The organism is Streptomyces sp. NBC_01176, from assembly GCF_045039825.1.
Lineage (GTDB): Bacteria > Actinomycetota > Actinomycetes > Streptomycetales > Streptomycetaceae > Streptomyces.
The window spans coordinates 3,265,508-3,291,871 of the sequence record NZ_CP108600.1 but is presented as its reverse complement, the minus strand read 5'-3'; the positions used below and the strand labels follow the sequence as shown (position 1 = coordinate 3,291,871).

The window sequence follows — 26,364 nt, the reverse complement described above, 5'->3', positions numbered from 1 at the left end:
GAAGTGGATTTCACGTGCTCCTCAGCGCTGCCTCCTCAGCGCCGCGCCGGCGGCCACGCACGCGGGTACGGCACGCGAAGCGACCGGGCCGCGACCGGCGTGTGGTCCGCGGCTGCGTGGAGGCGCCCCGCGCGCCGTACGACGGCACCGCTGCCGAGCATCGACGTGACGAGCTCGGCGGCGAGTACCTCTGGGGTGAGGTCCAGCAGGCGTGCGGCGTCGGTCAGCCAGGCTCGTGCATGGAGGTAGGGCTCCACCTCGTCGACCGGGATTCCGTCGCGGATCATCAGGGCGAAAGCGAAGATGCGCCGGGCGCCGTACCAGAGCGCGCCGGCGGGATCGTCGACGAGGCGCTGAGCGCGACGGAGGGCGGTGCTGAAAGCGGCCGTCGGGTCGGCGGGGATCGGGCCGTGCGACGGGAGGATCACCCGCGGGGCGAGACCGGCCATCCGGTGGAGGGAGTCGAGCGCCGCCGTGGCAGCGCCCGGTCCGTCGAGGGCGAGGTTGACCCAGCCGACGTCGTAGTCCGACAGCGCGTCCCCGACGACGAGCAGTCGCTCCTCCGGCTGCCACAGGGCCAGGTGCCCCGGTGTGTGCCCGGGAGTGCGGATGACCTCCCAGTCGGCGTCACCGAGTCGCAGGACTTCCCCGCCGTCGAGCGGCATATCGACCGTGTAGGGCGCGACCGGCTGGTCGAGGTACTCCGCGGTGCAGCAGCCGGGGTCGCGACGCGAGATCGCCTCCGCCTCCGGAGCTCCGGCCGCGATGCCCGCGCCACCCGCCTGAAGGATTGCGTTGCCGCCGACGTGATCGGAGTGCCAGTGCGTGTTCACGACCAGGCCCACGGCGCCGCCGTGCGCGCGTGCCCAGGAGGCCGTTTCCTCCGCGTGGCCGACGAATCCGCTGTCGACCAGAGCCGGTTGCCGGCCTTGGAGCAGCAGCAGGTTCGCGTCGGGGAACGGCCGTTGCCGCCAGGTCACCCAGGACGGCAGCGAGGGCGCGGACGGGCGGCTCACCGCTCCGGCCGGTTCACGCGGATGAGTGTCTGCTGCCCGTTGGCGACGAGCTTCCGGGCGCCGTCGCTCTGGACCCCGAACACCTCCAGCCGGCACACGCTCAGAGTCCGGCCGGACTTCAGGACGGTCCCGACGGCCTCGATGCGGTCGCCGGTGGCGGGTGCGAGGAGGTTGATCTTGTACTCGACGGTGAGGACGTCGGCGTTCTCCGGGAACAGCGTGTAGGCGGCGTAGCCGCCGGCGCTGTCCGCGACGGCGCTGGTCGCTCCGGCGTGGAAGTAGCCGTGCTGCTGGGTCACTTCGGGGCGGGCGGGAAGCGTGATCTGGACGCGGCCCGGGGCGATGCCGGTTATCCGCGCACCGAGGTGGGCCATCAGCCCCTGGCGGTCGAAGCTGTCCTGGACGCGCTTTTGCACCTCGGGGCTCGCCTGGTCCTGTGGGGTCGGGTCTTCCACGTGCTCTCCTTCGGCAGACATCGGAGTGTGCGCAGAGGCGCGGCGGGTGGTCAGCCGACCAGACGTTCCACGAGCAGGAACCCGCCGATGACGATCATCATGGCACCGGAGACACGAGTCACGGCTCGTGCCGCCGAGGGCCGCGTCGATGCGGAATCCGCTTCGTGCGGAACCGCCCATCGCCCACACGGGCTTGGCGATCATGATCATCGCAGGCGTCTTCGTGGGCGTGTTCCGGTCGCCGACGACGGGCGTGAGCATCGCTGCCACGACGGCTTTCAAGGCTGCTTCAGTCGCCGAGGAACCAGAGATAGCGGTGCGGTCCGGTCAGGACGACCTGACACAACTCTCTGGCCTGTTCGACCCAGGCCCCGCCACAGGTGTCCGGAAGCCGGTCGAGTTCGGCGAGCAGCAACGGAACCTGCCGATGGTTGAACATCGCGTCCCCGTAAGGGATCAAGGCCGACAGCATCGGGAAGGCGGCCGGGTTGAGGCCGGCGAAGGCGTCCGTCCATTCCACCCCGGCCCGGGCACGGGCCACGATGTCCCCCGCGTCGCCGCGTACCTGCATGTTGATCACTCGCTGATGCTATCGGCGCCTCGTGTCCGTTGCGTGCCCGTTCCAGCGGGGTGTGACGGCGACTCACGGGTACATCACCACCGACCACGCTCCGGCCCCGGTGGGGTACGTCGCAGGTCGCCGCGATCCGCATACGCGATCTTCCGAACGGTGCGGTCCAGCAGTGAAGTACCGCAACCGGCATGACCCCAGCCGACCGGCACCAGCGTTCGGTGACCGTTTCACCGGCCCACCGGCCCACCAGCCTGACTCGGGTCACGTTACGATGCGCGGGCTGGGGGGGGATCATGAACCTTACTGTTCCGCCGGCCCCGTTCGACATCGCCGACGTATTTCCAGAACTCGTGCCGTACGCGCGGGCCACCACTCTGCTGTACCCGCGCGCCGGCAGCCCCGTACGGGATGAGAGCTCGCTGGGTGGGCCGCTCCTTTGGCCCGCGGAGGAGTCCTGGCCGACGTGTACGGCTCCCGACCACTACAACCCTGCCCGCGGTTGTGCGGTGGTCGGTCCGGCCCCCGTCTCCATGGTGCCCGTGCTGCAGCTCATCGCTCGCGACGTTCCGGCACTGGTGTTCCCGGCCGGCACCGACGTGCTCCAGGTGCTCTGGTGCCCGCTGATCCACTCCGAGCACGACCAGCACTCGCCGGTGCCGGTGCTGCGCTGGCGATCCGTCGCCGACCTGGCGGATCGGCCCCTGCTCGATGAGGCGCCACGGCCTTACGAGTTCGACGACGAGTACGTCCCACTGCCCTGCGTGATACACCCCACCGAGACCGTGGAGTACCCCAACCAGGACATGCCCGCGGAGTTGTGCGAGCGCGTGGCCAGGTGGAGCGAGGAGATGGAGGAGTCCTGCGGCATCTCCTACTACGACGCCTTCACCACCCAGCAGAGCAAGATCGGCGGATACCCCGGCTGGGCACAGCCCCCGAACTGGCCGCACTGCGCCTGCGGTTCCCGGATGGAACACTTGCTGACGATCTCGGCGAGTGAATCGTATGGGCGCTGGCTCCCGGTCGAGGAGCGCACCCGTCCCGGCGGCGGCTGGGAAACCGACTCGGAACCACAGCATGACGGCCATGAAATGATCATGGGGGACTGTGGGGGCATCTATGTCTTCGTCTGCCGCACCTGCCCCACCTGGCCCACGACCCACCGTTACGACTGCTGAGCTGTAGGCCACGGAGGCCGGATTGCGCGGCTCAGAGCCCGTCTCGCCGCATGCTTCCGTACCGACGTCACGGAAGACGCCTCTGTAATCACCGCTCCGTTCGATGGTCGTCGCACCGCAGCCACCGGCACCGGCGCCGGCACCGACATCGCCAGGCGGGTCCGACCGAGTGCCGCGGTGGGGTCCCTGGACCGTCCCTGGGCCGCTCGAGGCCGACCGACGCTGACAGGCCGCTCAGAGGTGACCGTCCCCACCCCGCTCCGGCCCGGGCCCCAGGAGTTGATCTGCGACACTGGAAGGGTTATGCCTGCACCCGGAGAACTGATCTCCCACGGGCATGAAGAAGCCCCCTACCAGCGGTTTTGTCGCCAGTAGGGGGCCGTCTTGTGCCCGGTGGGCCGTCTCTGGGCCGTCAGGGCTCCTGGGCCGTGCCGAAGACGTCGTCCAGGGCCCGGCGAGCTCGCTCACGGCTGCTGGGCATCAGGTGGGCGTACACCCGCAGCGTCATCGCCGGATCGGCATGGCCGAGGTACTCGCTCACGGCCTTGATGCTCTCGCCCGCGTCCAGGAGGACCGAGGCGTAGAAGTGACGAAGGGCGTGCATCCCGTGCTGCCGGGCGGAGGCGTACGGCTTCCCGGGGTCCGGCGTCGGGATGAGGCCGGCCGCAGCGAGGGCGCGCTTCCACTCGTGGAAGTTGAAGTTGCTGCGCCAGACGATGCCGCCGACCGTGTTCGTGAAGATCAGACGCCGCTCGGTGAGCGGGCCGTCCGGCCTGCCCCACGGAAGCTTGATGCCCACGGGCGGGTGATTCTTCATGTGCTGCCGTAGGGCAGAGGCCACCAGGGTCGGCAGCGGTACGTCCCGTTCCTTGTTGCCCTTGGGCGGAGCGAAGACCGCGACGCCTCGGATCAGCTTGACCTGAGTGGTGACCCGCAGCGTGTCGCCGTCGAGCTGTACGGCGTCCTCCGACAGACCGATGATCTCGCCCTGACGCAGACCGCAGCCACTGCCGACGGAGACCATGGCCTGGTACCGCTCGGGCAGAGCGTCGCGGACCGCAGTCACTTGGGAAGGGATCCACGGCACGACCCGGGCAGTCGAGACGGCCGGCGGGCGGACGGATGCGGCCGAGCACGGATTCCGGGCGAGGTGGCCGTCATCCACGGCGGCCGACAGGACCGCGCGGACGTTGGCGTAGATGTTGCGGGCGTAGCTGCCGCCTATCGTCGAGTCGACCTCCAGGTCGCGCACGAACTCGCGGATGTGGGCCGGCCGGAAGGACCCGAGCGGACGCGCCCCCATGCGAGGGAAGGCGTGCAGCCGAAGCCGGGTTTCCACTCCGATGCGCGTGTTCAGGTCGGTCGTCTGGCCCGTGATCCAGCGCTCCGCGTACTGCTGGAAGGTCATGCGGGCGGCCTTGGGGTCGACGTACTGACCACGAGACATGTCGGCCGCCGTCTCGGCCAGCCACTCTTCAGCCTTGCGCTTCTGGCGGTCGGGGAAGGACCGGCTTTTCTCGGTGCCGTCGGGACCGACGTATCGGGCCCGGTAGCGAAGGCCGCCGCCGTAGCGGTCGGTCTTGACCTTTACAGGCTTGCCGTCCGGACCCGATTCGGTCTTGTACCAGCGGTCCTGGATGTGCCCGGCCATCAGGCAGCCTCCTCAATCTGGGAGTCCACCCAGGCCCGTACGTCGTTCGGGTCGAAGCGCAGGTGCCGGCCGACACGGAAGCCGCGGGGGCCGGTGTGCTTGCGGCGCCACTGGTAGACCGTCTCGACGCTGGGCAACTCGAACATGTTCACCAGGTCGTCAGGGGTGAGGAAGCGGCGCGGCAACTCGGAAGCCATGTCACCAGCCCCTTTCATCGGCGGACTGGTCGCGTAGTGCTTCGCGTGCTGTTTCGCGGTTGTGTTGGAGGTCGCGGGCGATGGTGGCGGCGAGGGCGGATTCGCCGGGGGTGTGGCCGTGGCCGGCGTACTGCCAGTCGGCCAGGACGAGGACGGTGTCCGGCTCGCGCTCCTCGAGGCCGAGGGCTTCGCGTTCCTGTACGGCGCGGAAGTCGGCGCGGGCTTGGCGGAGTTCGCCGAGGGTGGTGGAGTAGCGGCGGGACTTTGAGGAGAAGTGGCCGCGGAAGCCGAGCATGTGAGCCCACGCCCACAGGCGCCGTTCGGGGTAGAGCGGGTCGAGATGCTTGCAGGCTTCGATGAGGCGGCGGGTGTGGTCGGGGATCTGGTGGCGGTCGAGTTCGGCGAGTTCGCCGACGCGCCGGTCGAGGGTGCCGGTGTTCTCGGCGGCTTTGGTGGCGTACTTCGCGACGTAGGAGGCCACGGCCTGTTCGGTGATGTCGGAGCCGTCTCCGAAGGCCTTCACGGGGCGGACGTCGAGCTGGGTTCCCCACCGGAAGGTGCGCGCCGGCTGGACGTCGGCGGCCGGGGCGGAGACCGAGGTGTAGGAGTGCGCGGCGGCGGCGTGGATCGCGTCGGTGAGGAGGTCGGCCGTTGCCCAGGACGGGGGCGGGGTGTCGGGGCCGTCCGGTCCGTCGAGGCGGATCACGGCGTGGAAGTGCAGGGCGCCGCGCTTTTGGAACTCGGCGACCTTGCCGTAGGAGAGCCGGGCCGACTCCTTCAGCTCCCGCTGCGACAGGCCGGCGCGGGCAGCGAGTTCGCGGCGTAGCCGGTTGGTGAAGCGCTGCCAGAGTTCGCCCGCGTGGTTGTTGAAGAGGACGGCGCCCGCGTAGTCGTAGGTGGCTGGGTCGATTGCCGTGCCGAGGGTGGGGTCGGCGGCGGGGTGGCGGGTGCCGCAGCGGCAGATGCCTCGCTCGGGACGGTTGTGGACGGGGCCGAAGGACGGGGCGGTGAGCGTGGCGAAGACCCTGGGGTGATCGCGGACGGTGGAGGGGATGTCGCGGCGGTCGTCTCCGGCGAGGCCAGCGCGGATCAGGTGGTAGGTGTCGCCCGCGTACGTCCAGGCGCAGGAGGGGCAGCGGGAGGCCCGGCGGTTGCCGCACGCGACCCGCAGTCGTCCGCCGGGCTCGGATTCGGTCGAGTAGTGGTGGAGGGTCTCGCCGGTGGTCTTGTCCTTGCTGAGGGTCCAGCCGGTGAGGTGGATGGGGTCGGCGCAGCCGCCGGTGCGGCGGATCTGCTCGTGCCAGCGGTCGAAGTCGTCGGCCGAGGCCACCCTCAGCAGGTCGCCGAGGGTGACGGGGTCGGTCAGGAGGTCCAGGGTCACAGGACCTCCAGCAGGGCGGAGGCGATCCACTGGGCGACGTTGGCGGGCACGGCGTTCCCGGCCTGTTTGGTCTGCTCGCCGCCGTGGCCGAGGACGGTGTAGTCGTCGGTGAAGCGCTGGGCGCGCAGGTGCTCACGCGGGGAGAGCATCCGGAAGTAGCAGTCCTCCACCTCGACCGGGTCGGGGACACGGTTGTTGGCGCCGAGGACGAGGGCGGCGGATTCGCGGGTGGCGATGGTGTGGAGCGGGGCGCTGGTCGTTGTAGGGCTGCCCTTGCGGTAGGGGATGACGAGTCCGTGGTGGTTGCCGCCGGCGGTGATGGAGGCGAGCGGGTCACCGATGGCGCGGGTGGTCGAGCCGCCCCCGCGGTGCTCGGTGATGAACGCGGCGGGCACGAGGAGGGCTTCGCTGTCACGGGTGGTGCGGGTCCGCATGGGCGCGGTGACCGGGGACGCGGTGGTGTTCCAGCTCCCGCCGGCCGGGACGAGCAGCGGGGGTGTGGCGATGCCGTCGCCGATGCGGACCGTGCGGGTGGGCAGGGGTGCGGCGAGCGCGGGGAACGCGCGGCCGTCGCCCTGGTCGGCGTGGTTGACGGTGACCACGGACGGCACCCGGTGCTTGGTGAGGCCGAGGCGGATCTTGCGGAGGGTGGAGTCGGCGAGGGGGCCCCTGCCGTGGGCGGCACGGTCGCCGATCCGGATGCCGGGGTCGTCCCAGTTGATCGCGGAGGCGGCGGGGCGTACGTAGGGTTCGACGATCTGGTGGCGGCAGCGGGTGCTGGGGCAGCGGTAGTCGTACTGCTGCCGGTACTTGCCGATCGTGCGGCCGTTGCGCCAGGACTGCACCGCTTCCACGTCGCTCTCGCAGCCCGTGCACCAGGCGGGCGGACGCAGTCGCAGGTTCGGGGCGCGCATGCCGGTGCGGGTGAAGACGATGAAGATCCGGTCACGCCACTGCGGGGCGTGCGGGTTGTCGAGGGTCCCGACGTGGGCGGCGGTGACGGAGATGATCTGGTGGCGGAAGCCGAGGATCTCCATGCCGTGCAGCCACCAGGCGAACAGGGGCCACGCGGTGGCGAAGCGGGGGACGTTCTCGCAGATGACGGCGTCGAAGTTGTGGACTTCGGCGGCGCGCAGGATGTCGTAAGCCGTCGCGCGGGTGCGTTCCCACGCGGCCGCCTGCATGGGGCCTTCCTCGAAGAGGTCCAGTTGCCCGGCGGAGAGCGGTGCCTTGGGGCGGCTGACGCCGTCGGCGGGGCTGCCCTCGGTGCAGATCGGGGAGCCGACCAGGACGCGGGCCTTGGGCAGGCGCCGCATGTCGTAGTGGTCGAGGTCGACGCAGAGGTGTTCGGCCTCGGGGAAGTTGGCGGCGTGGGTCTCGACCGCGCGGGACCAGTGGTTCGCGCCGAGGACGACGTCGAAGCCGGCGCGCCGGAACCCGTCCGAGTCGCCACCGGCACCACAGAACAGGTGGATGGACGTCGGCCGGGAAGTGGCAGTGCGACGCATGACCATCACCGCCCGACCGGAGAGAGAGCGGAACGGCGGATGGTGAGCGACCCGGTGCCGTGGCAGGCGGAGCAGTGGGCGGTGATGGTCCGCAGGTGGCCGTTCCGGTCGCGGCCGCCGAGGGTGATGGCGGCGGAGGCGAAGCCGTCGCAGTTCGGGCAGATGCGGGACGGCGGGCGGGTGCGGTGCGTCATGCTGGGGGTTCCTTTCGATTGCGGTTGGAAGGGGCCGGACCGTCCGGGCGGCGGCGATGCTTGGCGGCTTGTGTGCCGCCCGGAGGCCGGTCAGCGAGAGGTGGGGCGGGGTCCGCGACGGCCGGGGTGTCCCTTGGCCGCGTACATGGCGGCATCAGCGGCGGTGAGGGCTTCCGGCAGGGCGCGGTGGGGCAGATCGGCCAGGTGGCAGATGCCGACCGACGCGGCCAAGGGCAGGGTCTGGCCGTGATGAGTGAACGGGCGGTTCAGGTCACGGATCAGCTCACCCATGCCAGACTCGCCGAGCCGGTGGGTAGCGACGGCGACGAACTCGTCTCCGCCGAGGCGGCCCGCGACACCGTGACGTCCGCACCAGTCGGCGAGGCGGGACGCTGCTACGACGAGGGCTGCGTCACCGGCGGCGTGGCCGTGGGTGTCGTTGAGGGACTTGAAGTCGTCCAGGTCGATCAGCAGGACCAGGGCGTCGCGGTGCCGGCGGATGGTGCGCTGAGCACGGGCGGTCCATCCGGCGCGGGTGTGCAGACCTGTCAGAGGGTCGCGACGGGCGGCAGCCAGGCGTTGGGTCAGCAGCCCGGAGTGGGCGGCCCAGCCAATCAGGGGCAGGGCTAAGGCGAGCACATGCGTGTCCACGGGGGATCTCCTCTGCTGCGGCTGGAGTTGCGCGGGGCCGTCCGGTCAGTGGCGGTGCTTGGCGGCTTGTGCACTGCCGGAAGGCGTGCTTTTCAGCGGCGTGTCTGCGCGTTGATGAGCGAGCGGATGACCAGGGCGCAGATGGCGACGGAAGCGCCGGTGATGGCGACCGCGAGGAGCATCGAGACCAGGACGGCGCCGACAACCAGGACCACGGCGGTGCCGCTGCCGACGAGGGTGATGACGGCGCCGGGGGTGAGCTGCACGGCCGGCCGCGCCGGGACCGGAGCCGCAGAGATGAACGGAGCGGGAGCCGGGTCCTGCGGGGTCTGCTGGATGACGACGGTCGGCTCGACGACCGCGGGCGGCGTCACGAGGCCGGTGGGCAGGGGCATGGCCGGGACCTTGGGGCGGAGCATGGCGGGGTTTCCCTTCTTGGGTGGTTACTTGACGGCGGTGTCGATGGCGGGGGCGAGCAGGCTGTCGGCGAGGAGGTAGCCGCCGAGGAGGAGGACGGCGACGAGCCACCAGGGCGGGCGGATGAGCTTGACGCCGAGCCAGCCGACGACGATCAGGGCGAACCAGAGCGGGACCTGCACGGGTGTCTCCTCAGCGGGCGGTGCAGCGGTGGGTGCGGGCGGCGAGCTGGGCGGCGGACTGGCTGGAGTAGTCGGCGGACCAGCCGCAGCGGTCGTTGGTGCACACGGCGGCGTGTTTGGTGTGGCCGTGGCGGTCGCGGTGGGTGCCGATCTGCACGGGGCCGATCCGCATCACGGAGTGGAAGTGGTCACGGGCAGGCATGACGGGTTCTCCCTTCGGGTCAGACGAGTTGGGCAGCGATGGCGTCAGCCAGCTGCGGAGGGACGCCGAGGCGTGCGCGCAGGGTGTCGGTGTCGATCGGGGATCCGGTGCGGGTGTGGTGGTCGGCGGCGAGCTTGCGGGCGTGCCCGACCAACGCGGCCGGGACCGGCGGACCGGCCGGAGCAGGAGTGGCGGGGGTGAGAGCGGGGGTGACCTCGGCTGCGGGAAGCGGTGCGGGTTCGGGCTGCGGTTCGAGGGCGGATTCCCGCTCGACTTCCGGCGCCGGATCTGGGGCGGCGGGGGCCGGCGGATTTGGCTCCGGGTCGTTGGCGGTGTGGGAGTGGGCGAGGAGGGTGCCGCCGAGGAAGGCGAGGGCGGGCCATCCGGCGATGCCGAAGCGCAGCCAGGCCGGCGGGTGGGCGAGGTCGAGGAACCCGGCGGTGGCGACGTTGGCGCCGAGCGAGGCGACCAGGGCGATCAGGAACCAGCACCAGGCCAGCCGGGACGGTCCGTCCGCGCGGAGCCGTCGCCATGCAGCGACGAGGAGCAGGTCGACGGAGATGGGGTAGGCCCAGCCCTTCCAGCCGGTCTGTCCGGCGGCGTCGGCGAGTTCGTGGAGGTGGGCGAAGGAGAGGGCTCCGGCGATGACGGCCTGGACGAGGACGGCGTCCACACGGAACGCGGGGCGGGCCATCACGAGCCGCCGGGGTATTCGGGGCCGTCGGTGGGGTCGTAGCCGGGCGGGAACATGCCCGGCGGGGGCTCAGGAAGCGACGCCGCGAGCGACGGGCCGATGGTGTCGATGAACAGGTCGTCGGCGCCGGGCGTGTCCGCGTAGAGGGCCAGGGCGCCGAGCATCAGCACGGTGCGGTGAAAGTCCTCGATGTGCTCACACATGGGAGTCGATCTCCCTTCTTTGAGGCATGGAGGGGGGTAGGGACCCGGCGCGAGACGGTCGCGCCAGCCGTGGAGCGGGAGGGGTCAGACGGTCGCGGGAGCGGCCTTGGCCAGCGGCTCGGATGCCGGTGCCGGGGTGCCGACGACGGGCCGGAACGGCGCGAGGGCGGGCAGGTCGGGGGTGCGGCCGGCGTGCTTGTTGCAGAGGTTCACGGCCGCACGGAGCGTGGTGTGCGGGGCGCGGATACGGGCCCAGCCGCCCGAGGAGTCGCCGGTCACGGCGATGCCGGGGGTCTCGGTGGGGATCTGGATCGCGGCGAGGACGGCGTCCGGGGCGATGTCGCCGAAGGCCATGTTGGCGGAGGATTCGTCGTTGACGCGGTGGGCGGTGCGGCCGGTGAGCTGGGCCCGGAGCATGGTGATGCCCTTGCCGAGTTCGGAGCCGAAGCGCTGCCCGCAGATCTCCAGATAGATCCCGGCAGCGCGGCCGAGCTGGGCGAGGTGGACCAGGGCGGTGATGATGCGGTCCCGGCGCTTCTCCTCGTCCTTCGTGGCGAAGAGGGCGAGTTCGGCAACCTCGTCGACCAGGACCACGATCGGCACCGGGCGCAGGTGGTCGGGGAGGTCCCAGATGTCGGCGGCGATCTCCGCATCGGGCACGTTGACCGTGATCCGCTGCTGGGTCCGGATCACCTGGTAGACGTCCGCCATGTGGGAGACGAGGGCTTCGAGGAGGTCGAGGGCGGTGTCGGGGTTGTCGGCGAGCGCGGAGAACCTGCGGGCCAGCGGGAAGAGTTCCACGCCCTGCTTGCAGTCGATCCCGACCAGCGCGACGTCCATCGGGGCGAGGCCGGCCACTAGGTTGCGCTGGTAGACGGACTTCCCGGACTCCGTAGCGCCGAGGGTCAGCCCGTGCGGGACCGTCCGGTAGTCGCGGTAGTGCACGGCTCCGTCCTCGCGCAGGGCGACCGGTACCCGCATCGGAGCCGGATCGGTTTTCGCGGGCATCTGGACCCGCTTGAGGACGTCGTAGCCGGTCATCCGGACCTCGACGACACCCGAGCGCAGTTCACGGGAGGTGACGCCGTACATGGCGAACGAGTGGCGCAGCCGGTCGCAGGAGGCGGAGACGTCGAAGGCGTCCTGCCCGGGACGGAGCTTGAGGCGCAGCACCAGGCCGGTCCGGGTCGGCCGGAGGCGCAGGATGCGCGGGGCGCGGGATTCGGGGACGGGCCGGTTGGCGAGACGGGCCATGGCCAGGCGCCAGCGCGACGGCGGAACCGTGAGCCCGCAGGCGTCCATCACGGAGGTGTACTGGAAGAGGACCCGTACCGCGGCGAAGGCGGCACCGAAGGCCAGCCAGTACCAGGCGGGGCGCCGCCACCGCAGGACCAGCGCGGCAGCGACGACCAGCACCAGCGCGACCGTTAACGCGGTCATGATCAGGCAGCCTTCGACGTCGAGCCGGCGGCGAGCGAGGTGACGGCGACCGCACGGAACGCGATCCCGTGCCGCTTCTGGCCGTTGAACTCGTTCTCCCACGCCGAGGCGACCAGGCCCGTCAGCGCGACGGGGGTGCCCATGGCCAGGTCCTCGGAGACGCCCGGCTGCGGAACGGTGAGCTTGAGGATCTCCACCTCGTCCGGCGTGGAGAACATGACCTCCACCGTCATCAGCGTGACGCCGTCCTTGTCGAGGGCGATCTCACCGGTCCGGCGGTCCTTGACCTTCGGCTGCGGGGCCTTGGCGACCATCACGGTCGCGTTCGTGGTGTCGACGGGAATCTGACGCATCGTCTGTTCTCCTGCATCGGAAGGATGTTGACCGGCATTTGCCGGTGAGATCAGGAGACCGCGAGAGGCCATGGACGCATCACGGTCCGCATGGACGTTTGGGGACGTCTGAGGTACCGTCAAAACGTCCCTACGTCCTACGGGGAGGACACCTCATGGCGAACGAGCGTCTGCGTGCGGCCATCTCGGCGAAGGGCGAGACCATCCAGTCCACTGCCGATCACGTCGGAGTAGACCCGAAGAGTGTCGAGCGGTGGATCACCACGAACCGCACGCCGCACCGGGGCCACCGATGGAAGGCCGCAACCTTCCTGGGCGTAGATGAGGTCTATCTCTGGCCGACAGTGGAGAAGCAGGCCGAGACCGCGAGTACGTCGGAGCTGGTTACGTACTACCCGCACCGCGGCGCCGTTCCGACTTCGTTGTGGTCGTCACTGATCGACGGGGCTACGGATCAGGTTGAAATCCTCGTCTACGCAGGGCTTTTCCTCTTTGACAGCCACCCCGACCTACCCGACCAGCTTGCCGAGAAGGCAACGGCCGGCACTCAGGTACGCGTCCTCCTGGGCGACCCGGAGTCGCAGATGATCCGCCAGCGAGGCGAGGAGGAAGGCATCGGAGACGATCTGGCCGCCCGCGCTCGGATAACCCGTCGCTACCTCGAACCGGCAGCCAAGACGCCGGGTGTCGAGATCAGGCTCCACGACACGATCCTGTACAACTCGATCTACCGCTTCGACGACGACGTGTTGGTGAACCCACATGTCCTCGGAGCTCCCGCAGGACAGAACCCGATCCTGCACTTCCGCTACATCCCCGGTGCTCGCACCTTCCGGCACTACATGCGGAGCTTCGACTACGCGTGGGAGCGGGGTCGGCCCTCCTAGCCCGGATGCCGCTCGGTCGTGCGAGGCTGGAGTCATGGCCCGCGTCGACTACATCAACGATCCCAACGCTCCCAAGGCGAACAGCATCGTCCCCTCGGTCACCGCCGTTGCGCGCAACGAGGCCGGGGAGGTGCTGCTCATCCACAAGACCGACAACGACCTGTGGGCCCTTCCCGGCGGGGGCGTCGATGTCGGCGAAGCGGTCGCGGACGCGGCGGTGCGGGAGACGAAGGAAGAGACCGGCTTCGACGTCGAGGTGACCGGCCTGGTCGGCCTCTACACGAACCCCGGACACGTCATGGCCTACGACGACGGCGAGGTCCGCCAACAGTTCTCGATCTGCTTCACGGCCCGGATCACCGGTGGTGAACTCCGGACCAGCAGTGAGAGCAAAGAAGTGGCGTTCGTGGACCCGAGCAAGCTCGACGAGCTGAACATCCACCCGTCCATGCGGATGCGGATCGATCATGGCCTGGCGAACCGGCCCGAGCCGTACATCGGATAGGGGGCCGGCGCACCGTGGCAACGCCCCGCAGCATGGACCGCGAGGAAGCCGTCCGTCTTGTTCGACGACTCATGACCGACGACTTTGCCGACGAGGACGAGGCGGACGGCGCCATAGACAGGCTGCAACGCGGACTCGTCTGCCCGCACGTCAGTGACTACATCTTCTGGGATGCCGACCCGGAGCTCACCGCCGAGAAGATCATCGATCGGGCTCTGTCCTATGAGCCGTTCGTGCTCTGAGCCGCGGTCCGCCCCAGCCGTTCCTGGGTCCGCTCGATGGCTGCCGCAAGGTAGGGCCGTGCGTTGCTGATCGCGGTGTGCACCTCGCTGCCGACGTCGTAGCGGACAAGGATCTCTTCGATACGGCGGTCGAAGTCGAAGGACTGGCCGGCGGGACCGGTCGTCATGTCCGCGTAGATCAAGGCATCGAGGATCGGAGCGTCCTCACGCTCGTAGACAGCCAGTTCAGCCGAGAGGCCACGCTGCTCGGCCTCGTACACGGCACCGGAGTGATGAGCGACGAGGCGTACGAGCCGGTCAGGAGCGCCGAGACGCACGAGGTGCCGCGCACCGTCGATCGGGTGGAAGCCGGTGTCACGAAGCTCCGGGGCGTAGCCGAGATCGTGGAGCCAGGCTGCGGCCACCAGGAGATCCCGTTCTTCCTCTGGGACGGCCGCGGAGACCTCACGGGCCCGAGCCGCTACGGCCTGAGTGTGCAGCCAACGGTTCCCGAGCGGAGGCAACAGAGACTCGGCCAGCTCGGCCGCTCCTTGAGGCGTGTCCAATGCAGAGGGCATGAATCGCACCGTAGCGGAGATCACTACTCAGCCGACAGCCCGAGCCCCGAGGGGCAGCAGCGCGGTAAGACTTTCCCTACTTCATCAAGGCCCGCGCACGGCGCGGGCGCGCGCCGCCTCAGCGGCGCGGCCTGCCTCCTGTCTCCGCCCCGGCTGGCCGCGCCCGGCGGCGCGCTGACGAGCTGCGGGCATGAAGTGGGAGACACCCTCTGTGGCTGGGGCGGTCGGCTCCACGGCTTTAGGCAGCCACTTTGGGGCGAGCCTCTAAGATCATGGCCCCAACGTCGTGCTTTAACGGGCAGGTCCACAGACTGCCCGACTCGCCGGAAGCTTAAGGGGCCATGATCACTCGCCCCAAAGCAGCTCCCGCCCAAAGCCGCTCCACCGACCTGGCGAAAGACCTTACGGAAGTCGCCCTTTACTAGCTTTCCAAAGAAAGTAGACATCAGAGGTTTTAATGTCCTTGCGGTCGTCTACGTGTTTATGTAGGCCGCCGAGCGTTACACCCACAGCAGCCAACCCGGCGCCAATAACCAACGGCACCGATGACAGGAGACCGACAGTAGCTACGGTGCTGCCGACAGCCATCGATGCACCGACCTTCACTGAAAAAGAGCGCTTGGCCTCCAAGAGGCTTCTTTCGATGTCTGCGAAAGCCGGTCGGATGAACTCTTCAGTGACCGATTTGACGATGTCCGGATTGGCGCGCTCCGGGTCTCGCTCGATCTGTTCGCGAATTGCCAGCGTCAGCGCGTGCTGAAACCTATCAAAATGCGGGCGCATATCGGCTCGCATTTTAACAATATCCCCACTAGTCATTCCGTGCATAATCGGCATCGGCAGCTGAAAGGCAACGGCAGACTCACGTGCCGCGTTAGCCACCTGTTGCGATGCTTGCAAGTACGAGAACTCTTCAGCCAGTGGAAGGGAGAGCCACTTGCTCGTAGCAACATCGTAGATCAGAGATGCAACCGACCTCTTCACCACGATCTCTGCGATCTGTGCCTTCGTGGGCTTCTTTGCCCTCTTCTTTGTCGAAACGAACGAGCCAGTAAACGGTTCGCTCGACGAGGGGTGGACTACGTTATAGCGCCAGCGCTCACCAGAGCTCTGCCGAATCGAAATCTCCGATTCCGACTTCAGCTGCTTAGCGATCTGAGCCCTGACATCCTCGCCAATCAAATGCGAAATGCCCGCCTCAGCCGCATGCTGTTCGATGTGGCGCGTACAGAAACCGTGCGGCTTAGACCGGAAGATTAGATGATCTGCGATATTCAATCGGCGCAAGTGCAGCAAAAAGTCGACATCTTGGGTAATGGAGTAGTTGAGCGAAAATACGCCCTGGCGCGAGGGTTTATTTTCTAGTGACCGGATATAGAAGTCGGCTTGTGGTCCCTCGACAACCGCAGAGTCGAAGTAGTGCCAGACTCGGCCAAATAGGCGATCTACCTGACGCATAAGGCATTCGGCATGGGAGCAATTCATACGCCCAGAAAAATCCATCGTGCTACCCGCCACGATGGATCTCCCCTTCGGGGGATCACCCGCGTGCCACTTGGGAATATTCTTGGCTGCTTCGTGCAGCTTCTCGGCGGGCCCAGGAAGAGCGAGCAAGTGGCTTGCCTGTTCTCCGCTCTTGACCTCAAACTCGTCGATCCAGCTGTACAGCCAATGCTCACTCATACCCGCGCCCCCCTGCCGCAGTGAAGAAGAAGATTCTACTTCCGTCATGACCGCCAGTGGCAGAACTCGGCAAAATCTGTCATCCCGCGCTCCTCGGAGGCGTACCCGAACGCGGCACGTGCACGGACCCGGCGGCCTGGCGTCCTCTCTCCGATAGAGAGTTGCCGCCGTCTGATCGTACAAGCGCCCTCCCGGACCGTTCTGGGGCCGTGGAAGGAACAGGCCAAGAGGGGGGCGCAGCCATAGAGCGCCCTCTAGGCGCTCCGTTGCTCGGAACGTGCCACAGTCGTGCCACATCGTGCGGTCAACCACGGTCAGCGACGGTTCGACGCAGTCGAAATGTGTCGGTCACCTGGGCTGCCGCCAAAGCCCGTGTGACCTGGACACCAGGGCCACCCCGTACTCCCGCTCTTACAAAGCGGCGCTCGACACAGTCATGCTCTAGCCATGGATGAGTTCAGATTGCCCGCGGGTCCTGGAGTGCCGGCGGCGGAGGCAGTTCGACAGAGCTGGACAGCAACCGTCGCGGCGCTACCTGAGGGCGCCCGCATCAGTGGAGAGGTCATCGGCCGCCAGCGGTTCGGTGTCTTCATCCGGATTCACGGGATGCCCGATGCCGTGGGACTGGCCGAGGTCGGCAGCATGCCGCATGATCTGGAGCTGCCCGCCCTGGGCGCTGCGGTCGCAGGCGTGGTCATCTGGCATACAGATCACAACCACCAAGTGAAGATCAAGTTGGATGAGTGGGACCGGCCTGAGTGATCGCACTGGGCCGTCCCTGGGCCGTGCGAGGGCGCTCGACGGTGACCTACGGCGACAGTCAGTGACAGATCAGGTGCGAGCGAGGGCAGTGAACGGCCAGGTCACAGCTCCCGGATGAGACTGGTTTCCGTCGAGGGGTGGCCGTCAGGCAAGATGGGGTGTTTCTCACCAGGCGGCTTCCCGGAAATGCCGTCACGCCCTCAGGGTGCCGTCGATAGGCTCGGCGCCGTGAGCGAAGACGCCCGCCTCATAGCGAACCACCGAGTCCACGTCGTACCCGCGGTCCTGGCTCTGGCCAATCCACCCTGGCAGCAGGACGTCTGGCTCGACCCATCGGCGTTCGAGAGCCTGGACCACGTCTTCCACACGCTCTTTGACGACTTCTGCGACGCCGGCGAGCCCGAGAGATTTCTCGGCGTCAGTCTGAGAACTGAAGAAGAGGTGACTCTCATGCGTGAGTTGGGCATCGCGCTCAACGCCGCAGCGGCCCAGGCGCCCAACGACACGGACGAGGAGTATCTACAGTCGCCCTCTTGGCCAAAGGTCGTTGCCGTCGCCGGGCGCCTTGCTCAGCTCCTGGTCGCGAACGACCTGAAGGAACTCGCTGCGCTGCATGAGTCCACCTGAGCCTCAGCACCCGACATGGGCCGCAGCGTTGAGTGTCTAACTGCGTGACAACGCGGACGGACAGCGGCGGACACGCAAGGACACATACGGACCAGCGCAGCAGGTCAGACGAGCAGTGGCCCAAGGTCAGCAGCCCGCCCAAGTTGCTTCGGGACGAAGAGGTTGTGGGTTCAAGTCCCGCAACCGTGAAGGAGAAGTATGGGCCCAGGGCAGGGGACTCGTGATCTACGAAGTGGGCTGACCCTCCAGCAGTGTTTTTACCGTCAGGGTCCCTGCCAGCGTGCCCGTCAGCCATTCAGTGAGGTTCATGCCCTGGGGCCAGTGCTCGCCCTCGTGGTTGACCCACATGGCGCCCGCGGGATCGCGGAAGTCGACCAGGGACCAGATGGTGCAGCCCCAGTCGTAGATCAGGACCAGGCCGGCCGGGATGCGGCCGGACGGATCCGGGCCGTCCTGGTACAGCTCGGCGATGTCCATGAAGTTGCCCTGCGCGGCCCCACCGCTCACTCCCAGGATGCCTTCGTTCGGGCCGAATCCGCCGTTGGCGACTTCGACGTACAAGCGCCGTAGGAGAGGAGGCAACGGGAACCCGATGGCCTCTTCCGCCGCGGCGATAGCCTCCGCCGTCGCGGGCGGTGGCAGAGCCCCTGCCCGAGCTGTGATCCGCAACGCCTCGACAACCTCATCATCAGTCACCGGCTCAGGCTCTCAGTCCGGAGTAGTCGGACGTGCCAGATGTGTGCCAGATCCTGCGGAGAACCACGGGGAACAGCGGGGAGCAAGTCGGCGATCGCCTCCGCCCCGCTCCAGGTCCACCGCAGGTCAGTGCAGGCAGCATCTTCGGAGAACCCGAGCTTCCCAAGCTCAGGGCACTCGTTGCGTTCTGTCACCCTTGTCCCTGGCGAAGGGCTCTTGAGGCTCAACGTGAGGGTTTGAAGCTAACGCAGGCCGCCAAGATGGGAGGCATGGGTAGCTGGGGGGATCTAGCGGGACAAACAGCCAGTGCGCTTGTAGGGACGTTGGCCGGCGGAGGCATCGCGGTGTACGTGGCGCGGTGGCAAACCGCGAGGACTGTCGAATCACAAATCCAGCTCGCGGCATCTCAAGAAGCTGCCAACAGCGCGTTAGCACGTCAGCAAGGGATGCAGCAGCGCTCTGCGGAGGCTGCACAGCGGCTCTTGGACCACCTCGCAGAACTTTACGCGTGGCTGCCATCGCTGCCGGACCTCGCACAGGACGAGCCGCGGTTGAGTTTGCGGGCTCGTGAGCGATGTGCAGTGGCCCTTGCCTCGGTCCGACGGGGCATGCAGACCGATCTCCTCTCCATAGGAGACAACCGTGTCCGCGATCGGTACAGGGCACTTGTGCGGTTGTGCTTCGACGTCGGCTACCGAGGCATCGGCCAGATCCATCGCGAACGCCAGATTCGCGACGTACGTGGGTACCTGCGCTATGTCCAGTTCACGCTTGAGGCCGTGATCGACGGTAGTACTTTGCCGGATGACTGCGCGGCACCAGTGCTTGAGCGCAGTGACAGTACTCCCTGGCTGCCGCCGGGGCTGCCCTGGCACTGGCAGGACCCAGCCGACGGTAGTTGAACTACTCAGCTGACATCCACGTCTGACATCAACGACAGCGAACTTGAGCAGACTTGAGCCACCCGGGACGACCGACGCTCTTGGCGCTGGCCGCAGCACGGACGGTTGCGGAGCGAACTTACAAGGCGGATGTCGGCGGTTCGAAACTACCCGCGCCCAGTAGCCCGAAGGCACGGCAAAGGCCCAGACCGGCCAGTGTGAACCCGGAAAGCTGGGCCTTCATGCCTCGACGACCCCGCGGCGGAGAGTTCGGCACGAAGAGGTCAGGCATCCGTGTCTTCTGGACCGACGTCACGGAAGACGTTTCTGTAGTCACCGCTCCGAACAAGGTTGTCGACGACATCGACCATCCCGGCGATGCCTCTGTCGCGGACGATCAGTCCATCCCAGGTGTAGAAGAACCTGCCCCCAAGGCATTCGCCGGTCTGCTGCCAACGATCCATGAGGCGATGCACGACATCCAGGGTGTGGATCGTCCCCGACCAGCGGTGCCCGTTGTTGAAGATCACCCACATGTCGACGTCATCGATTTCGTCAAGAGGCATCCCGGCGTCGGGGACGAAGCAGATCTCGTAATCGTCACGTCGGACGCGGTAGAACGCTCCGTCCCACACTGGGGGTGGCCCCCTTCACAACGGGCTGGTGCTGCGGGCCGGCCGACGCAGGCAGTACGGATCGTAAGGCAGCCTTCAGTGCTCCCGCACCGGTGTTTCGCGCACGCGAGGAGCGGCAGTCGCGAGTGTTCAACCGCATGACAACGCCGACGGACCGCGGCGTCTGCGGCCTGTCAGCGCAGGTGAGGAGCACACCGGGCCAAGGCTGAGCACGGGCCCGCGCTGCTTCGGGACGAAGCGGTCGTGGGCTACAGGCCGTCGCGCTCGATCAGCGAGCCATCGGGGCCCAGCGTGTAGAAGCGCGGCGACCCCATGGTTTCCATGATCTTTTTCAACTTCGCTTCTTCCTCCGCAGGGTCAGGCCCGTGAGGGTCCCGCACGTGGAATCCGTGGAGGTCGATGCCGTATGCGTTGATGTCGTCAGGTTCGGGGCGGCCCTCCTGGACGAAGCCGCAGAGTGCGCGGAGGGCATCTTCGCCTAGGTCCAACGGGTGGAAGGGCAGCGGGTACGGCTCTTCGTCCTCGTCGGGCCAGGGGGCGATGTCCGCGGGGCGGTCGCCGGCCCAGTAGGGCAGCTCGAAGGGGAGCGGTTCGCCGAGGTTCTCGATGATGCCGCTGTCCGGCGACAGGCTCAGGGAGCGGACCAGGCGCCCGTCCTCCCACACCGCGAACGCGAGCCAGTCGACGACGCTGTGCATGGCGTGCAGGACGAGCCGTCGGCCGGCGCTCGCCGCGACGAGGTGCTCGGGAAGCTGGGACGGGAAGTCGATCATCACCCGTTGGTCGCAGACGATCTCCACGCCCGGTCGGCTCGCTGCGTACGCCGTGTCTTTCGGCGGGTACACGCCGCCCCCCAGCGTCGAGCCGGGGAGCTGTTCGATCTCCCAGCCCGGGTAAAGGCGCCGCATCATCTCGGACGTCCGCGCCAGGTCCGCCGCCCCCGCCTGCCGCAGCAGGGCCGGCACCTCGCCGTTTGCGTAGATGAGCAGTCCCGTTTTGGCTCCCATGGCCCCTCCCCGATGAGTCGCGCTCGATGGTCGTCGCACCATAGCCACCGGCACTGACATCGCCACGAGGGTCCGACCGAGGACCGTGCTGGGCCGTCCCTGGGCCGTGCGAGGTCGACCAAAGCTGACAGGCGGCACCCGTGGGTGACCACCCCCACCCCGCTCTGGCCTGGGCTCCCCGAGTTGATCTGCGACACTGGAAGGGTTATGCCGAAGCCCGGAGAACTCACATTCGTCGCCCCCCGCGGAGCCAAGAAGCCGCCGCGGCACCTTGCCGACCTCACGCCCGCCGAGCGTAAGGAGGCCGTTGCCGCGATCGGGGAGAAGCCGTTTCGCGCCAAGCAGCTCTCGCAGCACTACTTCGCGCGGTTCGCGCACGATCCCGCGGAGTGGACGGACATCCCGGCCGCCGCGCGCGGCAAGCTCCAGGAAGCGCTGCTTCCCGAGCTGATGACCGTCGTGCGGCATCTGTCGACCGACCAGGAGACCACGCGCAAGACCCTGTGGCGGCTCTTCGACGGCACGCTCGTCGAGTCCGTGCTGATGCGCTACCCGGACCGGGTGACCATGTGCATCAGCTCCCAGGCGGGGTGCGGGATGAACTGCCCGTTCTGTGCCACCGGCCAGGCCGGGCTCGACCGGAACCTGTCGACCGGCGAGATCGTGCACCAGATCGTGGACGGCATGCGGGCGCTGCGGGACGGGGAGATCCCCGGGGGCCCGGCGCGGCTGAGCAACATCGTCTTCATGGGTATGGGAGAGCCGCTCGCCAACTACAAGCGGGTCGTGGGCGCCATCCGCGCGCTCACCGACCCCGAGCCGGACGGCGTCGGACTCTCCCAGCGCGGCATCACCGTGTCGACGGTCGGACTGGTCCCGGCCATCCACCGGTTCTCCGACGAGGGCTTCAAGTGCCGCCTCGCCATCTCCCTGCACGCGCCGGACGACGAGCTGCGCGACACCCTCGTCCCCGTGAACACACGGTGGAAGGTGCGGGAGGTGCTCGACGCGGGCTGGGAGTACGCGGCCAAGTCGGGGCGCCGGCTCTCCATCGAGTACGCCCTCATCCGGGACATCAACGACCAGGCGTGGCGCGGTGACCGGCTCGGGCGGCTGCTCAGGGGCAAGCCCGTGCACGTCAACCTCATCCCGCTGAACCCGACCCCGGGCTCGAAGTGGACCGCCTCGCGGCCCGAGGACGAGAAGGCGTTCGTCGAGGCCATCGCGGCCCACGGCGTGCCGGTCACCGTCCGGGACACCCGGGGCCAGGAGATCGACGGGGCGTGCGGCCAGCTCGCGGCGACCGAGCGGTAGTCTGACCCGGCACGTACATTTTCATATTCCGACATCTTCATATTCCGACAGGGGAGCGCCACAGCGCTGAGAGTGCGGCAGCCGGAGCACCGGTGGGCCGCAGACCCTCTGAACCTCGCCCAGGTCATTCTGGGTAGGAAGTTCGGGCATCACTCAAGCTGTTGCGCCCTGCCCGGGAACCGCCGAGTTCCCGGGCAGGGCCGCGTCTCTTCCTGGTCACCCCAGGAGGAATCCAGTGAGCACCAAAGTGAGCACCAAGAGGCGGACGACCGCGGCCCTGGTCGTCGCACTGGGTCTCGTCACGCTGTCCGCGTGCGGCTCGTCCGGTTCCGGCGACAAGGCCGCCGACTCCAGGACCGTGACCCTCGTCAGCCACGACTCCTTCGCCTACTCCAAGAGCGTGCTGCACGCCTTCGAGCAGGAGTCGGGTTACAAGGTCAGGATCCTCAAGGACGGCGACGCCGGCCAGGCCGTCAACAAGGCCATCCTGACCAAGGACAACCCGCAGGGCGACGTCTTCTTCGGCGTCGACAACACCCTGCTCTCCCGGGCGCTCGACAACGGGCTGTTCCAGCCGTACGAGCCCAAGGGCTCCGACCAGATCGTCCAGCGCTACCGGGTCGACCAGGAGAAGCACCGGGTCACGCCCATCGACTCCGGCGACATCTGCGTCAACTACGACAAGGCCTACTTCAGCAAGCACGAGCTGGCCCCGCCCACCTCCTTCGACGACCTGATCAAGCCCGCGTACAGGAACCTCCTCGTCACCGAGAACGCGTCCACGTCCTCGCCCGGCCTCGGTTTCCTGCTCGGCACCGCCGCGAAGTACGGGGACGCCGGGTGGCAGGGCTACTGGAAGAAGCTCAAGGCCAACGGCGTGAAGGTGGTCGACGGCTGGGAGCAGGCCTACAACGACGAGTTCTCGGGCTCCGCGGGCGGCAAGAAGGCCAAGGCCGACCGGCCGCTGGTCGTCTCGTACGCCTCCTCGCCGCCCGCCGAGGTGGTCTACGCCGACCCGAAGCCGAAGACCGCGCCGACCGGGGTCGCGAACGGCACCTGCTTCCGCCAGGTCGAGTACGCGGGGCTGCTGGACAACGCGAAGAACACGAAGGGCGGCAAGGCGCTCCTCGACTTCCTCATCAGCCTCAGGTTCCAGGAGGACATGCCGCTGAACATGTTCGTGTACCCGGTGCGTGAGACCGCGAAGGTGCCCGAGGTGTTCGTGAAGTTCGGCCCGCAGGCCGCGCACCCCGAGACCCTGGCCCCCGCCGAGATCGCCAAGAACCGTGACCAGTGGGTCAAGTCGTGGACCTCGCTCGTACTGAAGTAGCCGAGGCGGCGCCCAGGAGGCGTGGGAGCGCGACGCGGCTGTGGCTCATGGCCCTGCCGGTCGTGTTCTTCGCCGTCTTCTTCGCCTACCCCGTCGCGGCGATCGTGGCCCGCGGTCTCGAGGTCGACGGGGTCTGGCGGCTCGGACGGATCGGCGAGGTGCTCGGCCAGGCCGACATCCGGCACGTGCTGTGGTTCACCACCTGGCAGGCGCTCGCCTCGACAGCGCTCACGCTGCTGATCGCGCTCCCCGGCGCGTATGTCTTCGCGCGCTTCGACTTCCGGGGCAAGCAGGTGCTGCGCGCGGTGGTGACCGTCCCGTTCGTACTGCCCACCGTCGTCGTCGGCACGGCGTTCCTGGCGCTCATCGGCCGCGGGGGACTCCTGGACGGCCTGTGGGGCGTCCGGCTCGACACCACCGTCTGGGCGATCCTGCTCGCGCACGTCTTCTTCAACTACGCGGTGGTCGTCCGCACGGTCGGCGGGCTCTGGTCGCAGCTCGACCCGCGCCAGGAGGAGGCCGCGCGCATGCTCGGCGCTTCCCGGTTCGCGGCCTGGCGCACGGTGACGCTGCCGGCCCTGAGCCCGGCCGTCGCCGCCGCCGCGCTCATGGTCTTTCTCTTCACCTTCACCTCGTTCGGGGTGGTCCAGATCCTCGGCGGGCCGACCTTCTCCACCCTCGAGGTCGAGATCTACCGGCAGACCTCGGAGATCTTCGACCTCGCGACGGCGGCGGTGCTGACGATCATCCAGTTCGTGGCCGTCGGCGCGATCCTCGCCGTCCACGCCGCGACCGTACGCCGCCGGGAGACCGCCCTGCGTCTGGTGGCCCCGGAGACGACCGCCCGCCGGCCGCGCGGGGCCGGGCAGTGGGCACTGCTCACGGGAGTGCTCGCGAGCATCGCCGTCCTGCTCGTGCTGCCGCTCGGAGTCCTGGTCCAGCGATCCCTGGACACCCCCGGCGGCTTCGGACTCGGCTACTACAGGGCGCTCGCCTCCGACGACGGCGGCATCTTCCTGGTGGCCCCGATCGAGGCGATCGGCAACTCGCTGGAGTACGCGCTCGCCGCCACCGCGATCGCCGTGGTCATCGGAGGTCTGGCGGCCGCCGCTCTCACCGGCCGCGCCGGTCGGCTCGTACGGGGTTTCGACGCACTGCTGATGCTGCCGCTCGGTGTGTCCGCCGTGACCGTCGGTTTCGGGTTCCTGATCGCGCTGGACGAGCCGCCCCTCGACCTCAGGAGCAGCTGGATCCTGGTGCCGCTCGCGCAGGCGCTGGTGGGCGTCCCCTTCGTCGTACGGACGATGCTGCCCGTGCTGCGGGCCGTGGACGGACGGCTGCGGGAGGCGGCGTCGGTGCTCGGGGCCTCGCCGTGGCGGGTGTGGCGGGAGGTCGATCTGCCGATGGTGCGACGGGCGCTGCTGATCGCGGCGGGGTTCGCCTTCGCCGTGTCGCTCGGTGAGTTCGGGGCGACCGTCTTCATCGCGCGCCCCGACAACCCGACGCTGCCGGTCGCGGTCGCGCGGCTGCTCGGGCGCGCCGGGGACCTCAACTACGGGCAGGCGATGGCACTTTCGACGATCTTGATGGTGGTGTGCGCGGTGGCGCTGCTGCTGCTGGAGCGCGTGCGGACCGACCGGACGGGGGAGTTCTGATGGCGAAGCTCGTCACGAAGGCGACGGCTGGGGCGACGGGGGCGGGGGCAGCGGCGTCGGCGTCCGCGTCGGCGTCGGACGTTCTGCTCGGCATCGAGGCCGCGACCGTGCGCTTCGGCGGCCGGCCCGTGCTGGACGCCGTCGATCTGGAGGTCGCCGAGCACGAGATCGTGTGCGTGCTCGGGCCGAGCGGCAGCGGCAAGTCCACGCTGCTGCGGGCGGTGGCCGGACTGCAGCCGCTCGACGCGGGCCGTGTGCTCCTGGCCGGCCACGACCAGGCGGAGGTGCCCGCGCACCGCCGGGGCGTCGGGCTGATGTTCCAGGACCATCAGCTCTTCCCGCAGCGCGACGTGGGCGGCAACGTCGCCTTCGGGCTCCGGATGCACGGCGCGTCGAAGCAACAACAGGCGGTGCGCGTCGGTGAGTTGCTGGAACTCGTCGGGCTGCCCGGCGCCGCCTCCCGGGCCGTCGCGGCCCTGTCCGGAGGCGAGCAGCAGCGGGTCGCGCTGGCCCGTGCCCTCGCCCCTCGCCCCCGGCTGCTGATGCTCGACGAACCGCTCGGCCAGCTCGACCGCTCGCTGCGCGAACGACTGGTCGTCGAACTCCGGGAGCTCTTCGGCCGGTTGGGCACGACCGTGCTCGCCGTCACGCACGACCAGGGCGAGGCCTTCGCGCTGGCCGACCGGGTCGTGGTGATGCGCGACGGGCGAATCGCCCAGTCCGGTACGCCCCTTGAGGTCTGGCAGCATCCGGCGGACGAGTTCGTGGCACGCTTCCTCGGCTTCGACAACGTCGTCGACGCGACGGTGACAGGCCGGGTGGCGGACACGCCGTGGGGGAAGCTCCCGGTACCCGACGGCACCCCGCAGGGGCCCGGCACGCTGCTCGTGCGGCCCGCGGGCGTACGGCTGGTCGCCGCCGAGGACGGGCTGCCCTGCACCGTGACCGCGCGCACCTTCCGGGGCACCCACGTCGCCGTCCACCTTCAGCCGGAGGGCGCGCCGCGGCTGGAGGCGGCGTGCGCGCTGCGGGAGGCGCCCGCGCCCGGCGACCAGGTCGCGGTGGCCTTCGACGCGGCCGAGGTCGTCGTGCTCGGGGACGCCTCGGCCGGGTAGACCTCCGACCACCACGACCACTGGGCGGGGCGTCCGTGCGGCACCGTGACCGCGCCGCACGCCATCGGGATGCCGGTGACGCGGCCGAGGCGTGGCGTGTACGGACCTGCGGGCCACTGTCAGGAAGAGGCCCCCGCCGGCCTCGCGGGCCGTCTTCGGGTGGTGGACGGTC

General features: G+C 68.7%; 31 protein-coding genes and 1 riboswitch. Of the genes, 10 read left to right on the top strand and 21 right to left on the bottom strand.

What is annotated here, in order from left to right:
* Positions 1-35: 35 nt before the first annotated feature.
* The 3 genes from OG199_RS13920 to OG199_RS13910 all read right to left on the bottom strand — a co-directional run bounded on the left by OG199_RS13920 (position 36) and on the right by OG199_RS13910 (position 2,042).
* A complete protein-coding gene (locus OG199_RS13920; RefSeq protein ID WP_405829736.1) occupies positions 36-1,016 on the bottom strand; it encodes an MBL fold metallo-hydrolase in 981 nt (326 codons plus the stop codon).
* A complete protein-coding gene (locus OG199_RS13915; RefSeq protein ID WP_405829734.1) occupies positions 1,013-1,492 on the bottom strand; it encodes a PaaI family thioesterase in 480 nt (159 codons plus the stop codon). The genes OG199_RS13920 and OG199_RS13915 overlap by 4 nt, the downstream gene beginning before the upstream one ends.
* Before the next feature lie 268 nt (positions 1,493-1,760).
* Positions 1,761-2,042: a hypothetical protein gene (locus OG199_RS13910; protein WP_356802016.1), complete on the bottom strand. Its 282-nt coding sequence runs from the start codon at positions 2,040-2,042 to the stop codon at positions 1,761-1,763.
* Positions 2,043-2,338: 296 nt separating this feature from the next.
* Here OG199_RS13910 and OG199_RS13905 point away from each other — a divergent pair, with 296 nt between their 5' ends.
* Positions 2,339-3,223, top strand: a complete 885-nt coding sequence (locus tag OG199_RS13905) for a hypothetical protein (protein ID WP_405829733.1) — start codon at positions 2,339-2,341, stop codon at positions 3,221-3,223.
* A 412-nt stretch (positions 3,224-3,635) separates the two neighbouring features.
* On the opposite strand, the gene OG199_RS13900 is transcribed toward OG199_RS13905, so the two are convergent.
* The 13 genes from OG199_RS13900 to OG199_RS13840 form a co-directional block, all read right to left on the bottom strand.
* Entirely contained in the window at positions 3,636-4,874 is a 1,239-nt protein-coding gene (locus tag OG199_RS13900; protein WP_405829731.1) for a tyrosine-type recombinase/integrase, read from the bottom strand.
* Positions 4,874-5,071, bottom strand: coding sequence for a helix-turn-helix domain-containing protein (locus OG199_RS13895; protein ID WP_358748886.1), 198 nt, complete (start codon positions 5,069-5,071; stop codon positions 4,874-4,876). The genes OG199_RS13900 and OG199_RS13895 overlap by 1 nt, the downstream gene beginning before the upstream one ends.
* 1 nt (position 5,072) lies before the next feature.
* Entirely contained in the window at positions 5,073-6,446 is a 1,374-nt protein-coding gene (gene repSA / locus OG199_RS13890) for a replication initiator protein RepSA (protein ID WP_405834541.1), read from the bottom strand.
* Between the two features lie 2 nt (positions 6,447-6,448).
* Entirely contained in the window at positions 6,449-7,960 is a 1,512-nt protein-coding gene (locus OG199_RS13885; protein ID WP_405829729.1) for a DNA cytosine methyltransferase, read from the bottom strand.
* A 5-nt stretch (positions 7,961-7,965) separates the two neighbouring features.
* Positions 7,966-8,154 (bottom strand): hypothetical protein, encoded by a 189-nt coding sequence (locus OG199_RS13880; protein ID WP_402179955.1) that lies wholly within the window; start codon positions 8,152-8,154, stop codon positions 7,966-7,968.
* Between the two features lie 90 nt (positions 8,155-8,244).
* Entirely contained in the window at positions 8,245-8,805 is a 561-nt protein-coding gene (locus OG199_RS13875) for a GGDEF domain-containing protein (protein WP_405829727.1), read from the bottom strand.
* Positions 8,806-8,897: 92 nt separating this feature from the next.
* A complete protein-coding gene (locus OG199_RS13870) occupies positions 8,898-9,224 on the bottom strand; it encodes a SpdD-like protein (protein WP_405829726.1) in 327 nt (108 codons plus the stop codon).
* A 24-nt stretch (positions 9,225-9,248) separates the two neighbouring features.
* Entirely contained in the window at positions 9,249-9,404 is a 156-nt protein-coding gene (locus OG199_RS13865) for a hypothetical protein (protein ID WP_153290809.1), read from the bottom strand.
* Between the two features lie 10 nt (positions 9,405-9,414).
* Positions 9,415-9,606, bottom strand: a complete 192-nt coding sequence (locus OG199_RS13860; RefSeq protein WP_069764280.1) for a mobile element transfer protein — start codon at positions 9,604-9,606, stop codon at positions 9,415-9,417.
* Positions 9,607-9,625: 19 nt separating this feature from the next.
* The gene (locus OG199_RS13855; protein WP_405834539.1) at positions 9,626-10,300 is read right to left on the bottom strand and encodes a DUF2637 domain-containing protein; all 675 of its coding nucleotides are present in this window, start codon (positions 10,298-10,300) and stop codon (positions 9,626-9,628) included.
* Positions 10,300-10,503 (bottom strand): hypothetical protein, encoded by a 204-nt coding sequence (locus OG199_RS13850; protein ID WP_168528173.1) that lies wholly within the window; start codon positions 10,501-10,503, stop codon positions 10,300-10,302. The genes OG199_RS13855 and OG199_RS13850 overlap by 1 nt, the downstream gene beginning before the upstream one ends.
* Before the next feature lie 84 nt (positions 10,504-10,587).
* Positions 10,588-11,943 (bottom strand): FtsK/SpoIIIE domain-containing protein, encoded by a 1,356-nt coding sequence (locus tag OG199_RS13845; RefSeq protein ID WP_405829723.1) that lies wholly within the window; start codon positions 11,941-11,943, stop codon positions 10,588-10,590.
* 2 nt (positions 11,944-11,945) lie between these two features.
* Positions 11,946-12,296 (bottom strand): hypothetical protein, encoded by a 351-nt coding sequence (locus tag OG199_RS13840; RefSeq protein ID WP_405829721.1) that lies wholly within the window; start codon positions 12,294-12,296, stop codon positions 11,946-11,948.
* Between the two features lie 155 nt (positions 12,297-12,451).
* On the opposite strand from OG199_RS13840, the gene OG199_RS13835 reads away from it, so the two are divergent.
* The 3 genes from OG199_RS13835 to OG199_RS13825 all read left to right on the top strand — a co-directional run bounded on the left by OG199_RS13835 (position 12,452) and on the right by OG199_RS13825 (position 13,930).
* Complete coding sequence (locus OG199_RS13835; RefSeq protein ID WP_356271212.1) at positions 12,452-13,183, top strand: XRE family transcriptional regulator; 732 nt, start codon at positions 12,452-12,454, stop codon at positions 13,181-13,183.
* 34 nt (positions 13,184-13,217) lie between these two features.
* Positions 13,218-13,688 (top strand): NUDIX domain-containing protein, encoded by a 471-nt coding sequence (locus OG199_RS13830; RefSeq protein ID WP_356017725.1) that lies wholly within the window; start codon positions 13,218-13,220, stop codon positions 13,686-13,688.
* Positions 13,689-13,759: 71 nt separating this feature from the next.
* Positions 13,760-13,930 carry an e9imm peptide gene (locus tag OG199_RS13825; RefSeq protein ID WP_405829719.1) on the top strand — a complete coding sequence of 57 codons (171 nt, stop codon included), beginning with the start codon at positions 13,760-13,762 and terminating at the stop codon, positions 13,928-13,930.
* Here OG199_RS13825 and OG199_RS13820 read toward each other — a convergent pair.
* Positions 13,909-14,487: an HD domain-containing protein gene (locus OG199_RS13820; RefSeq protein WP_405829717.1), complete on the bottom strand. Its 579-nt coding sequence runs from the start codon at positions 14,485-14,487 to the stop codon at positions 13,909-13,911. The two genes, OG199_RS13825 and OG199_RS13820, sit on opposite strands and share 22 nt — an antisense overlap.
* Positions 14,488-14,889: 402 nt before the next feature.
* The gene (locus OG199_RS13815; protein ID WP_405829715.1) at positions 14,890-16,170 is read right to left on the bottom strand and encodes a hypothetical protein; all 1,281 of its coding nucleotides are present in this window, start codon (positions 16,168-16,170) and stop codon (positions 14,890-14,892) included.
* A 447-nt stretch (positions 16,171-16,617) separates the two neighbouring features.
* Between OG199_RS13815 and OG199_RS13810 the strand changes: the two genes are divergently transcribed.
* Complete coding sequence (locus OG199_RS13810) at positions 16,618-16,932, top strand: hypothetical protein (RefSeq protein WP_405829713.1); 315 nt, start codon at positions 16,618-16,620, stop codon at positions 16,930-16,932.
* 228 nt (positions 16,933-17,160) lie between these two features.
* Positions 17,161-17,559 (top strand): hypothetical protein, encoded by a 399-nt coding sequence (locus tag OG199_RS13805; protein ID WP_405829712.1) that lies wholly within the window; start codon positions 17,161-17,163, stop codon positions 17,557-17,559.
* Positions 17,560-17,784: 225 nt separating this feature from the next.
* Here OG199_RS13805 and OG199_RS13800 read toward each other — a convergent pair whose 3' ends face one another.
* The 3 genes from OG199_RS13800 to OG199_RS13790 form a co-directional block, all read right to left on the bottom strand.
* Positions 17,785-18,255, bottom strand: coding sequence for an SMI1/KNR4 family protein (locus OG199_RS13800; protein ID WP_405829710.1), 471 nt, complete (start codon positions 18,253-18,255; stop codon positions 17,785-17,787).
* 1,165 nt (positions 18,256-19,420) lie between these two features.
* Positions 19,421-19,771, bottom strand: a complete 351-nt coding sequence (locus tag OG199_RS13795; protein ID WP_402179928.1) for a hypothetical protein — start codon at positions 19,769-19,771, stop codon at positions 19,421-19,423.
* 248 nt (positions 19,772-20,019) lie between these two features.
* A complete protein-coding gene (locus OG199_RS13790) occupies positions 20,020-20,778 on the bottom strand; it encodes a DUF6928 family protein (protein ID WP_405829708.1) in 759 nt (252 codons plus the stop codon).
* 207 nt (positions 20,779-20,985) lie between these two features.
* On the opposite strand from OG199_RS13790, the gene rlmN reads away from it, so the two are divergent.
* The 4 genes from rlmN (at position 20,986) to OG199_RS13770 (ending at position 26,192) form a co-directional block, all read left to right on the top strand.
* The gene (gene rlmN, locus OG199_RS13785; RefSeq protein WP_405829706.1) at positions 20,986-22,092 is read left to right on the top strand and encodes a 23S rRNA (adenine(2503)-C(2))-methyltransferase RlmN; all 1,107 of its coding nucleotides are present in this window, start codon (positions 20,986-20,988) and stop codon (positions 22,090-22,092) included.
* Positions 22,093-22,131: 39 nt separating this feature from the next.
* A riboswitch (TPP riboswitch) is annotated at positions 22,132-22,250 on the top strand.
* 77 nt (positions 22,251-22,327) lie between these two features.
* Complete coding sequence (locus OG199_RS13780; protein ID WP_405829704.1) at positions 22,328-23,422, top strand: thiamine ABC transporter substrate binding subunit; 1,095 nt, start codon at positions 22,328-22,330, stop codon at positions 23,420-23,422.
* Positions 23,398-25,077: an ABC transporter permease gene (locus tag OG199_RS13775; RefSeq protein WP_405834537.1), complete on the top strand. Its 1,680-nt coding sequence runs from the start codon at positions 23,398-23,400 to the stop codon at positions 25,075-25,077. The genes OG199_RS13780 and OG199_RS13775 overlap by 25 nt, the downstream gene beginning before the upstream one ends.
* Complete coding sequence (locus OG199_RS13770; RefSeq protein WP_405829702.1) at positions 25,077-26,192, top strand: ABC transporter ATP-binding protein; 1,116 nt, start codon at positions 25,077-25,079, stop codon at positions 26,190-26,192. The genes OG199_RS13775 and OG199_RS13770 overlap by 1 nt, the downstream gene beginning before the upstream one ends.
* The last annotated feature ends 172 nt before the right edge of the window (positions 26,193-26,364 follow it).

Coding starts and splice junctions, on each gene's coding strand:
- OG199_RS13915 (WP_405829734.1), bottom strand. CDS start 1,492: ATGTCTGCCGAAGGAGAGCACGTGGAAGACCCGACCCCACAGGACCAG.
- OG199_RS13910 (WP_356802016.1), bottom strand. CDS start 2,042: ATGCAGGTACGCGGCGACGCGGGGGACATCGTGGCCCGTGCCCGGGCC.
- OG199_RS13905 (WP_405829733.1), top strand. CDS start 2,339: ATGAACCTTACTGTTCCGCCGGCCCCGTTCGACATCGCCGACGTATTT.
- OG199_RS13900 (WP_405829731.1), bottom strand. CDS start 4,874: ATGGCCGGGCACATCCAGGACCGCTGGTACAAGACCGAATCGGGTCCG.
- OG199_RS13895 (WP_358748886.1), bottom strand. CDS start 5,071: ATGGCTTCCGAGTTGCCGCGCCGCTTCCTCACCCCTGACGACCTGGTG.
- OG199_RS13885 (WP_405829729.1), bottom strand. CDS start 7,960: ATGCGTCGCACTGCCACTTCCCGGCCGACGTCCATCCACCTGTTCTGT.
- OG199_RS13880 (WP_402179955.1), bottom strand. CDS start 8,154: ATGACGCACCGCACCCGCCCGCCGTCCCGCATCTGCCCGAACTGCGAC.
- OG199_RS13870 (WP_405829726.1), bottom strand. CDS start 9,224: ATGCTCCGCCCCAAGGTCCCGGCCATGCCCCTGCCCACCGGCCTCGTG.
- OG199_RS13860 (WP_069764280.1), bottom strand. CDS start 9,606: ATGCCTGCCCGTGACCACTTCCACTCCGTGATGCGGATCGGCCCCGTG.
- OG199_RS13855 (WP_405834539.1), bottom strand. CDS start 10,300: ATGGCCCGCCCCGCGTTCCGTGTGGACGCCGTCCTCGTCCAGGCCGTC.
- OG199_RS13850 (WP_168528173.1), bottom strand. CDS start 10,503: ATGTGTGAGCACATCGAGGACTTTCACCGCACCGTGCTGATGCTCGGC.
- OG199_RS13845 (WP_405829723.1), bottom strand. CDS start 11,943: ATGACCGCGTTAACGGTCGCGCTGGTGCTGGTCGTCGCTGCCGCGCTG.
- OG199_RS13840 (WP_405829721.1), bottom strand. CDS start 12,296: ATGCGTCAGATTCCCGTCGACACCACGAACGCGACCGTGATGGTCGCC.
- OG199_RS13835 (WP_356271212.1), top strand. CDS start 12,452: ATGGCGAACGAGCGTCTGCGTGCGGCCATCTCGGCGAAGGGCGAGACC.
- OG199_RS13830 (WP_356017725.1), top strand. CDS start 13,218: ATGGCCCGCGTCGACTACATCAACGATCCCAACGCTCCCAAGGCGAAC.
- OG199_RS13825 (WP_405829719.1), top strand. CDS start 13,760: ATGACCGACGACTTTGCCGACGAGGACGAGGCGGACGGCGCCATAGAC.
- OG199_RS13820 (WP_405829717.1), bottom strand. CDS start 14,487: ATGCCCTCTGCATTGGACACGCCTCAAGGAGCGGCCGAGCTGGCCGAG.
- OG199_RS13815 (WP_405829715.1), bottom strand. CDS start 16,170: ATGAGTGAGCATTGGCTGTACAGCTGGATCGACGAGTTTGAGGTCAAG.
- OG199_RS13810 (WP_405829713.1), top strand. CDS start 16,618: ATGGATGAGTTCAGATTGCCCGCGGGTCCTGGAGTGCCGGCGGCGGAG.
- OG199_RS13790 (WP_405829708.1), bottom strand. CDS start 20,778: ATGGGAGCCAAAACGGGACTGCTCATCTACGCAAACGGCGAGGTGCCG.
- rlmN (WP_405829706.1), top strand. CDS start 20,986: ATGCCGAAGCCCGGAGAACTCACATTCGTCGCCCCCCGCGGAGCCAAG.
- OG199_RS13770 (WP_405829702.1), top strand. CDS start 25,077: ATGGCGAAGCTCGTCACGAAGGCGACGGCTGGGGCGACGGGGGCGGGG.